The following is a 9,515-nucleotide window of genomic DNA, read 5'->3' as shown; positions in this document are numbered from 1 at the left end:
CGTAGCTCAGTTGGTAGAGCACGGGATTGTGACTCCCGTTGTCGTGGGTTCGATCCCCATCGTCCACCCCATATTTCGAAAGGCGCCAGATTTAACAGTCTGGCGCCTTTTTTGTTTTACGGCTGGTGGTTTGTCGCGCAGCGTTTCGGGTCGAAGGGCAGGGCGTTTCGTCGTGTTCAGGGGCTTGCTGTCAGCGTGCCGACCGCCGGCCATGTTCGCGGGATCAGCCGTCAGGGAGATGGCTCGCAGTCTCTTCTATATATAGAAGCGGTTGAAGCAGAGCCTTGGCGTGATGGTCTTTATTCGTCTTCGAGGTGGAGTGCATTGCTGCATTCACACCTATAAATGGCCTGCTGTTTTTTTACCCGTTTTCAGTAGGGTGACTTCTTGAGTTTGACCCACTAGAATGCATGCCCTTGATTCTGGGGTCGGAAACGGCCGGCTAACGTCTGTGCAACGAGGAATATCCATGCAAGTTTCTGTTGAAAATACTACTGCTCTTGAGCGCCGCATGAGCGTCACCGTGCCGGCTGAGCGCATTGAGAGCCAGGTCAACAAGCGTCTGCAGCAGACTGCCCAAAAGGCCAAGATTGCTGGCTTCCGTCCAGGCAAAGTGCCAATGAGCGAAATCAAGCGCCGTTTCGGTGCTGACGCTCGTCAGGAAGCTGTTGGTGATGTCATCCAGTCCTCCTTCTACGAAGCCGTGGTTGAGCAGAAGCTGAACCCTGCCGGTTCGCCTTCGATCGAGCCGAAGTCGCTGGAAGCTGGCAAAGACCTGGAATACGTTGCCGTATTCGAAGTGTTCCCTGAGTTCACCGTTGCCGGTTTCGACGGCATCACTGTCGAGCGCCTGAGCGCTGAAGTGGCTGACGCCGATCTGGACAAGATGCTGGACATCCTGCGCAAGCAGAACACCCGTTTTGAAGTGGCCGATCGTGCCGCTCAGAACGAAGACCAGCTGAACATTGATTTCGTTGGCAAGGTTGACGGCGAAGTCTTCGCTGGCGGCTCGGCCAAAGGCACTCAGCTGGTGCTGGGTTCCGGTCGCATGATCCCGGGCTTCGAAGAAGGCCTGGTGGGCGCTAAAGCGGGCGAAGAGCGCGTTCTGAACCTGACCTTCCCTGAGGACTATCAGAACCTGGACCTGGCCGGCAAAACCGCCGAGTTCACCGTGACGGTCAACACCGTTTCCGAGCCTAAGCTGCCAGAGCTGAACGAAGAGTTCTTCGCTCAATTCGGCATCAAGGAAAGCGGCATCGACGGTTTCCGCACCGAAGTTCGCAAGAACATGGAGCGTGAGCTGCGTCAGGCCATCAAGTCCAAGGTAAAAAATCAGGTAATGGACGGTCTGCTGGCCACCAACCCGATCGAAGTGCCGAAGGCTCTGCTGTCCAACGAAGTTGACCGTCTGCGTGTGCAGGCGGTTCAGCAGTTCGGTGGCAACATCAAGCCTGACCAACTGCCGGCCGAGCTGTTCGAAGAGCAAGCCAAGCGCCGTGTAGTGCTGGGTCTGATCGTGGCCGAAGTGGTCAAGCAATTCGACCTGAAGCCTGACGAAGCCCGCGTTCGCGAAATGATTCAGGAAATGGCTTCGGCTTACCAGGAACCTGAGCAGGTCGTGTCCTGGTACTACAAGAACGAGCAGCAACTGAACGAAGTTCGTTCGGTTGTGCTGGAAGAACAAGTTGTGGATACTGTTCTGCAGAAAGCTAGCGTGACCGACAAATCGGTCTCTTACGAAGAAGCGGTCAAGCCGGTAGAAGCTCCAAAAGCCGACTGATTGTTTTTGCGTTAAGAAGTACACACATAAGCCAGCCTTCGAGCTGGCTTATGCGTATTCAAGACATAACTATTTGGGAGTGACTGCAGAGCATGTTCCGTAATTCGTATATTCAGCAGAACTCTGATATCCAGGCCGCTGGCGGCCTGGTCCCGATGGTTGTCGAGCAATCTGCTCGTGGCGAGCGCGCCTATGACATCTACTCGCGCCTTCTGAAGGAGCGCGTCATTTTTCTGGTGGGTCCTGTAGAGGACTACATGGCCAACCTGATCTGTGCGCAATTGCTGTTCCTTGAAGCGGAAAACCCGGACAAGGACATCCATCTCTATATCAACTCCCCGGGCGGTTCGGTGACAGCGGGCATGTCGATCTACGACACCATGCAGTTCATCAAGCCAAACGTCTCGACGACCTGCATTGGTCAGGCGTGCAGCATGGGTGCATTCCTGCTGACGGCCGGTGCTCCAGGCAAGCGTTTCTGCCTGCCGAACTCGCGTGTGATGATTCACCAGCCACTGGGCGGTTTCCAGGGCCAGGCCTCGGATATCGAAATCCATGCCAAGGAAATCCTCTTCATTCGCGAGCGTCTGAACACGCTGATGGCCAAGCACAGCGGTCGTACGCTTGAAGAAATCGAGCGTGACACCAACCGCGACAACTTCATGAGTGCAGAAGCTGCGAAGGAATACGGCCTGATCGACGAAGTCATCAACCAGCGTCCTGCGTAAAATAAGCAGCTCAAAATAAGGTGGGTCGGCAGGTCCGACCACCAGCGGGCTTGAAAAAGCCCGCAATAGCCTTCATCTTGTGTTGCAAGCCTATCGGATTTGGATCGAACGAATGACTGACACCCGCAACGGCGAGGACAACGGCAAGCTGCTCTATTGCTCCTTCTGTGGCAAAAGCCAGCATGAAGTGCGCAAATTGATTGCCGGCCCCTCGGTCTTTATCTGCGACGAGTGCGTCGACCTGTGCAATGACATCATCCGCGAGGAGGTGCAGGAAGCACAGGCCGAAAGCAGCGCGCATAAATTGCCTTCGCCTAAAGAAATCAGCGGCATCCTTGACCAGTATGTAATCGGTCAGGAGCGTGCGAAAAAGGTTCTGGCCGTAGCGGTGTACAACCACTACAAGCGCCTGAACCAGCGTGACAAGAAGGCTGACGACGTCGAACTCGGCAAGAGCAACATCCTGCTGATCGGCCCGACAGGCTCCGGTAAAACCCTGCTGGCCGAAACACTGGCCCGCCTGCTGAACGTTCCGTTCACCATCGCTGACGCAACCACCCTCACCGAGGCCGGTTACGTAGGTGAAGATGTCGAGAACATCATTCAGAAATTGCTGCAAAAGTGCGATTACGACGTGGAAAAGGCCCAGATGGGCATTGTCTATATCGACGAAATCGACAAGATTTCCCGCAAGTCCGACAACCCGTCGATCACCCGCGATGTTTCCGGTGAAGGCGTGCAGCAGGCCTTGCTCAAGTTGATCGAAGGCACGGTCGCTTCCGTTCCACCGCAAGGTGGTCGCAAGCATCCGCAGCAGGAATTCCTGCAGGTCGACACCCGTAACATCCTGTTCATCTGCGGTGGTGCGTTCTCTGGTCTGGAAAAGGTTATTCAAAACCGTTCCACCAAGGGCGGCATCGGTTTCAACGCAGAAGTGCGCAGCAAGGAAGAAGGCAAGAAAGTCGGTGAATCCCTGCGTGAAGTCGAGCCTGACGATCTGGTCAAGTTCGGTCTGATCCCGGAATTCGTCGGTCGTCTGCCGGTTCTTGCGACGCTGGACGAGCTCGACGAGGCTGCGTTGATGCAGATCCTCACCGAGCCGAAAAATGCTCTGACCAAACAGTATGCCAAGCTGTTCGAGATGGAAGGCGTGGATCTGGAGTTCCGGACCGACGCACTGAAATCGGTCGCCAAGCGTGCCCTGGAACGTAAAACCGGTGCCCGTGGCCTGCGTTCGATTCTCGAAGGTGTGCTGCTCGACACGATGTACGAAATCCCCTCGCAGTCCGAGGTGAGCAAAGTCGTCATCGATGAAAGCGTGATTGAAGGCAAGTCCAAGCCACTGTATATCTACGAAAACAGTGAGCCGACGGCCAAGGCAGCGCCGGACGCGTAAGCGTCCACACTGCCGGAACAAAGAAGGGGCCTTCGGGCCTCTTTTTTTTTATGTCGTTTTTTACATCCGCTTTGCGCTTGTTTTTTTTCAAGGCAGCCCCCATCTTGGTTTCAAGTTTAATTCCATCTGATTACGGCCATATGGCCGCCGTAGAGGCGAAATCATGAAGACAACCATCGAATTGCCTCTCCTGCCATTGCGTGATGTCGTGGTTTATCCGCACATGGTTATCCCGCTGTTCGTGGGGCGCGAGAAATCCATCGAAGCCCTCGAGGCCGCGATGACGGGCGACAAGCAGATCCTGCTGCTGGCCCAGAGAAACCCGGCTGACGATGATCCCGGTGAAGACGCTCTCTATCGCGTAGGTACTATCGCCACTGTGTTGCAGCTGCTGAAGCTGCCGGACGGCACCGTCAAGGTTCTGGTCGAAGGTGAGCAGCGCGGTGCTGTAGAGCGCTTCAGCGAAGTCGACGGGCATTGCCGCGCCGAAGTCTCGCTGATCGACGAAGTCGACGCCGCCGAGCGCGAATCCGAAGTGTTCGTGCGCAGCCTGCTGTCGCAGTTCGAACAATACGTGCAGTTGGGCAAGAAGGTCCCGGCTGAGGTCCTGTCGTCGCTCAACAGCATTGATGAGCCTGGTCGCCTGGTTGACACCATGGCCGCGCACATGGCGCTGAAGATCGAGCAGAAGCAGGAAATCCTCGAAATCATCGATCTGTCGGCCCGGGTCGAGCACGTGCTCGCCTTGCTGGATGCCGAAATCGATCTGCTGCAAGTTGAAAAACGCATTCGCGGCCGCGTCAAAAAGCAAATGGAGCGCAGCCAGCGCGAGTACTACCTGAATGAGCAGATGAAGGCCATTCAGAAAGAGCTGGGCGACGGTGACGAAGGTCACAATGAAATCGAAGAGCTGAAAAAGCGCATCGATGCTGCCGGCCTGCCGAAAGATGCCTTGGCCAAAGCCACCGCCGAGCTGAACAAGCTCAAGCAAATGTCGCCGATGTCCGCTGAAGCCACCGTGGTGCGCTCCTACATCGACTGGCTGGTGCAGGTGCCGTGGAAGGCGCAAAGCAAGGTACGCCTCGACCTGGCGCGTGCTGAAGACATTCTCGACGCCGATCACTACGGTCTCGAAGAGGTCAAGGAGCGCATCCTTGAATACCTCGCCGTGCAGAAGCGCGTGAAGAAGATCCGTGGCCCGGTGCTGTGCCTGGTGGGTCCTCCTGGCGTGGGTAAGACCTCGCTGGCAGAGTCGATTGCCCACGCCACCAACCGTAAATTTGTGCGTATGGCCCTCGGTGGCGTGCGTGATGAAGCGGAAATTCGTGGTCATCGTCGGACTTACATTGGTTCGATGCCAGGAAGATTGATTCAAAAGATGACAAAGGTGGGCGTACGCAACCCGCTGTTCCTGCTCGATGAAATCGACAAAATGGGCAGCGACATGCGTGGCGACCCGGCGTCGGCGTTGCTGGAAGTGCTCGATCCGGAGCAGAACCACAACTTCAACGATCACTATCTGGAAGTCGATTACGACCTGTCCGATGTGATGTTCCTGTGCACCTCGAACTCGATGAACATCCCGCCGGCATTGCTGGACCGGATGGAAGTCATTCGTCTGCCGGGCTACACCGAAGACGAAAAGATCAACATCGCCGTAAAGTACCTGTCGCCCAAGCAGATTGCCGCTAATGGTCTGAAGAAGGGTGAGCTGGAATTCGACGAGGAAGCGATCCGCGACATCATCCGTTACTACACCCGTGAAGCCGGTGTGCGTGGCCTCGAACGTCAGATAGCCAAAGTCTGCCGCAAGGCCGTGAAAGAACATGCGCTGGAAAAACGCTTCTCGGTAAAAGTGACAGCTGACCTGCTCGAACACTTCCTCGGTGTGCGTAAATTCCGCTACGGTCTGGCAGAGCAACAGGATCAGATCGGTCAGGTGACTGGCCTGGCGTGGACGCAGGTGGGCGGTGAATTGCTGACCATCGAAGCGGCTGTGGTGCCGGGTAAAGGTCAGCTGATCAAGACCGGTTCGCTTGGCGATGTAATGGTCGAATCGATCACTGCGGCGCTGACCGTTGTGCGCAGCCGTGCCAAAAGCCTGGGCATTCCGCTGGACTTCCATGAAAAGCGCGACACCCACATTCACATGCCGGAAGGGGCGACCCCGAAGGACGGTCCTAGCGCGGGTGTGGGCATGTGCACGGCACTGGTGTCAGCCTTGACCGGGATTCCGGTGCGCGCCGATGTCGCCATGACCGGCGAAATTACCCTGCGTGGCCAAGTGTTGGCGATTGGTGGTCTGAAGGAAAAACTGCTCGCGGCTCACCGTGGCGGAATCAAGATTGTGATTATTCCGGAAGAGAACGTGCGCGATCTGAAGGAGATTCCTGACAATATCAAGCAGGATCTGCAGATTAAACCGGTTAAATGGATTGACGAGGTCCTGCAAATTGCGCTGCAATACGCGCCGGAGCCCTTGCCGGATGTGGCTCCGGAGATAGTTTCCAAGGACGAAAAACGTGAGTCTGATTCAAAGGAAAGAATTAGCACGCATTAATACGTTTTTGCCTGGTGGGCTTCCTTGACAGCTTTTTAGAGCCCTTGTTATAAAGCGGCTCTTAAGTGTCTGTAGGCCATTCAGCACTCGTTTTTGCTTTCACCAAAAAACTTAGAATCATCTCAAAATAGATATAAGGGGACTTAGAGTGAACAAGTCGGAACTGATTGATGCTATCGCTGCATCCGCTGATATCCCGAAAGCTGCTGCTGGCCGTGCGCTGGACGCTGTAATCGAATCCGTCACTGGCGCTCTCAAGGCTGGCGACTCCGTTGTTCTGGTTGGTTTCGGCACTTTCTCCGTGACTGATCGTCCAGCTCGCGTTGGTCGTAACCCACAGACCGGCAAGACGCTGCAAATCGCTGCTGCTAAAAAGCCAGGTTTCAAAGCCGGTAAAGCACTGAAAGAAGCTGTTAACTAAGTTAGTTTGTTTCAGGTTTTTACCCATCCGGGTCGGGGTCATGCCTGACTTGGCAGCGGAGCGGTAGAGCAGGTCGCTGGAACAGCCGCCTGTAACGCCGGGATCGAGGGTTCGAGCCCTGTCCGCTCCGCCAGTTACGAGAAGGCGCATCCTCGGATGCGCCTTTCTTCTATCCGGATTCTACCCACGCTCCACGGTTGCCTAATTTTTGAAGTTCAACCGTTTCTGGGGGACGCATGCTGCAGAATATCAGGGACAATTCACAAGGCTGGATTGCCAAGACCATTATCGGGGTCATCGTTGCACTGATGGCTCTGACCGGTTTCGATGCCATTTTCAAGGCCACGACGCACACCAACGATGCGGCCAAGGTCAATGGTGAAGAAATCAGCCAGAACGAGCTGAGCCAGGCCGTTGACATGCAACGCCGTCAGCTGATGCAACAACTGGGCAAGGACTTCGATGCTTCCTTGCTTGACGAAAAAATGCTCCGCGAATCGGCCCTCAAGGGCCTGATCGATCGCAAGCTGCTGCTGCAAGGCGCAGAACAATCGAAATTCGCTTTCTCCGAAGGTGCACTGGATCAGGTGATCCTGCAGACCCCTGAATTCCAGGTGGACGGCAAGTTCAGTTCCGAGCGCTTCGACCAGGTGATCCGTCAACTGGGCTACACCCGTATGCAATTCCGCCAGATGCTGGCTCAGGAAATGTTGATCGGTCAGTTGCGCGCCGGTGTTGCCGGTAGCGGCTTCGTCACCGACGCCGAAGTGCTGGCATTCGCCCGTCTGGAAAAACAGACCCGCGACTTCGCTTCGCTGAACGTCAAGGCCGACCCGGCCGCGGTCAAGCTGACCGACGATGAGGTCAAGGCTTACTACGACGAGCACGCCAAGGAGTTCATGACCCCTGAGCAGGTGGTTGTCGATTACGTCGAGCTGAAGAAGTCCTCGTTCTTCGACCAGGTGGCGGTCAAGGATGAAGACCTGCAGGCGGCGTATCAGAAAGAGATCGCCAACCTGTCCGAACAGCGCCGTGCCGCGCACATCCTGATCGAAGTCAACGACAAGACCACCGACGCTCAGGCCAAGGCGAAGATCGAAGAAGTCCAGGCGCGTCTGGCCAAGGGCGAGAAATTCGAAGCGCTGGCCAAGGAGTTCTCGCAGGATCCGGGTTCGGCCAACAATGGCGGTGACCTCGGTTTCGCCGGTCCTGGCGTCTATGACCCAGCTTTCGAAAAAGTCCTGTACTCGTTGAACAAGGACCAGGTGTCCGAGCCGGTGCGTACCGACTTCGGTTACCACCTGATCAAGCTGCTGGGTGTTGAAGCGCCTGAAGTGCCGACCCTGGCCAGCCTGAAAGACAAGCTGACCCGCGAGCTGAAGACTCAACAGGTCGAGCAGCGTTTTGTCGAGGCGACCAAGCAGCTGGAGGACTCGGCGTTCGAAGCGTCTGACCTGGCCCAGCCTGCGGCAGATCTGAAACTGACTGTGCACACCTCCAAGCCATTCGGCCGTGAAGGTGGCGAAGGCATCGCCGCCAACCGCGCGGTGGTGACGGCTGCGTTCAGTCAGGAAGTGCTGGAAGAAAACGCCAACAGCACCGGTATCGAGCTGGACCCGGAAACCGTGGTCGTGCTGCGCGCCAAGGAACATCTGAAGCCTGAGCAGTTGCCACTCGAAGCGGTGAACACGGCGATCCGTGCCCAACTGACCAAAGAGCACGCCAGCGCTGCGGCCAAGACCAAGGCTGACCAGTTGATTGCTGGTCTGCGCGATGGCAAGACTGCACTGGACAAGGCGGTTGACGGCCAGAACTGGAAGGTTGTGACGGCGGCGACCCGTGCTCAGGAAGGGGTTGACCCGACTGTGCTGCAGGCGTTGTTCCGCATGCCGAAACCGGCAGCCAAGGGCAAGCCGACGTTCAGCAGCGTGACCTTGCAGGACGGTAGTTTGATGATTGTGCGTCTGGACGGTGTGAATGAAGCAGTAGCGCCGACTGATGAAGAGAAGGCGCAGTACCGTCGCTTCCTTGCTTCGCGTGAGGGTCAGCAGGATTTTGCGGCGTTCCGCAAGCAGTTGGAGAGTCAGGCGGACATCAAGCGGTATTGATGGTTGACTGAGTGGTAACAGGAAAGCCCCGGCCTTATGGTCGGGGCTTTTTTTTATGGTCGGGATTTGGGTGTATATCCGTTGCTTCGGGTGCTGCGCCTGGCGGTTTCGCCCTTACGGCGAGTCACTTTGGCAAACGCCCCAAAGTAACCAAAAGTCTGGGCCCCGGCGTTCGGCCCTCGCTTAGGCTCGGGTTCCTTCGCAGCGGGATTCATCCGGGGGCATCGCCTCCGGTTTGCTTCGCTGCACCTCCTCTCGATGTGTTTGGCTTCGCCAAACGTCGCTGCGCTCCTTCCCCCGGATAAACCCCTCCACTCAGCCTGCCGATGGGGCCGGCACGGCAAGATCAAGAGCTTTCGGCGAGCTGACACTCGGCCTGTGTAGGAGCTGCCGAAGGCTGCGATCTTTTGATCTTTTGATCTTGATCTTGTGGGAGCTGGCCTGCCAGCGATGGCGGCCTGTCAGCCGACCAATCTCTGACTGCCCACACTCAACCCCACTGTAGGAGCGAGCCTGCTCGCG

Annotated in this window: 6 protein-coding genes; all 6 read left to right on the top strand. The window is 56.5% G+C overall.

Translation table 11 applies throughout. The annotated features are described in order from the left end of the window. The first annotated feature begins 469 nt into the window (after positions 1-469). The 6 genes from tig to J1G18_RS16725 all read left to right on the top strand — a co-directional run bounded on the left by tig (position 470) and on the right by J1G18_RS16725 (position 8,993). Complete coding sequence (gene tig, locus J1G18_RS16750) at positions 470-1,780, top strand: trigger factor (protein WP_095138797.1); 1,311 nt, start codon at positions 470-472, stop codon at positions 1,778-1,780. Between the two features lie 92 nt (positions 1,781-1,872). Continuing rightward, positions 1,873-2,508, top strand: coding sequence for an ATP-dependent Clp endopeptidase proteolytic subunit ClpP (gene clpP, locus J1G18_RS16745; protein ID WP_007951559.1), 636 nt, complete (start codon positions 1,873-1,875; stop codon positions 2,506-2,508). A 112-nt stretch (positions 2,509-2,620) separates the two neighbouring features. Then, entirely contained in the window at positions 2,621-3,904 is a 1,284-nt protein-coding gene (gene clpX, locus J1G18_RS16740; RefSeq protein WP_003223632.1) for an ATP-dependent Clp protease ATP-binding subunit ClpX, read from the top strand. A 163-nt stretch (positions 3,905-4,067) separates the two neighbouring features. Next, positions 4,068-6,464, top strand: a complete 2,397-nt coding sequence (gene lon / locus J1G18_RS16735; protein ID WP_003223634.1) for an endopeptidase La — start codon at positions 4,068-4,070, stop codon at positions 6,462-6,464. Between the two features lie 148 nt (positions 6,465-6,612). Beyond that, positions 6,613-6,885 carry an HU family DNA-binding protein gene (locus J1G18_RS16730; RefSeq protein WP_008077714.1) on the top strand — a complete coding sequence of 91 codons (273 nt, stop codon included), beginning with the start codon at positions 6,613-6,615 and terminating at the stop codon, positions 6,883-6,885. 236 nt (positions 6,886-7,121) lie between these two features. Continuing rightward, entirely contained in the window at positions 7,122-8,993 is a 1,872-nt protein-coding gene (locus J1G18_RS16725; protein WP_223008100.1) for a SurA N-terminal domain-containing protein, read from the top strand. Positions 8,994-9,515 lie beyond the last annotated feature (522 nt).

Origin of the sequence: Pseudomonas sp. MIS38 (assembly GCF_019891575.1) — a bacterium.
GTDB lineage: Bacteria > Pseudomonadota > Gammaproteobacteria > Pseudomonadales > Pseudomonadaceae > Aquipseudomonas > Aquipseudomonas putida_A.
Note: the sequence above shows the minus strand (reverse complement) of the source record. Positions and strands in the feature narration are given on the sequence as shown.

What these genes read in the sequence shown, in the direction of transcription:
- tig (WP_095138797.1), top strand. Translation starts at nt 470, where the DNA reads ATGCAAGTTTCTGTTGAAAATACTACTGCTCTTGAGCGCCGCATGAGC.
- clpP (WP_007951559.1), top strand. Translation starts at nt 1,873, where the DNA reads ATGTTCCGTAATTCGTATATTCAGCAGAACTCTGATATCCAGGCCGCT.
- clpX (WP_003223632.1), top strand. Translation starts at nt 2,621, where the DNA reads ATGACTGACACCCGCAACGGCGAGGACAACGGCAAGCTGCTCTATTGC.
- lon (WP_003223634.1), top strand. Translation starts at nt 4,068, where the DNA reads ATGAAGACAACCATCGAATTGCCTCTCCTGCCATTGCGTGATGTCGTG.
- J1G18_RS16725 (WP_223008100.1), top strand. Translation starts at nt 7,122, where the DNA reads ATGCTGCAGAATATCAGGGACAATTCACAAGGCTGGATTGCCAAGACC.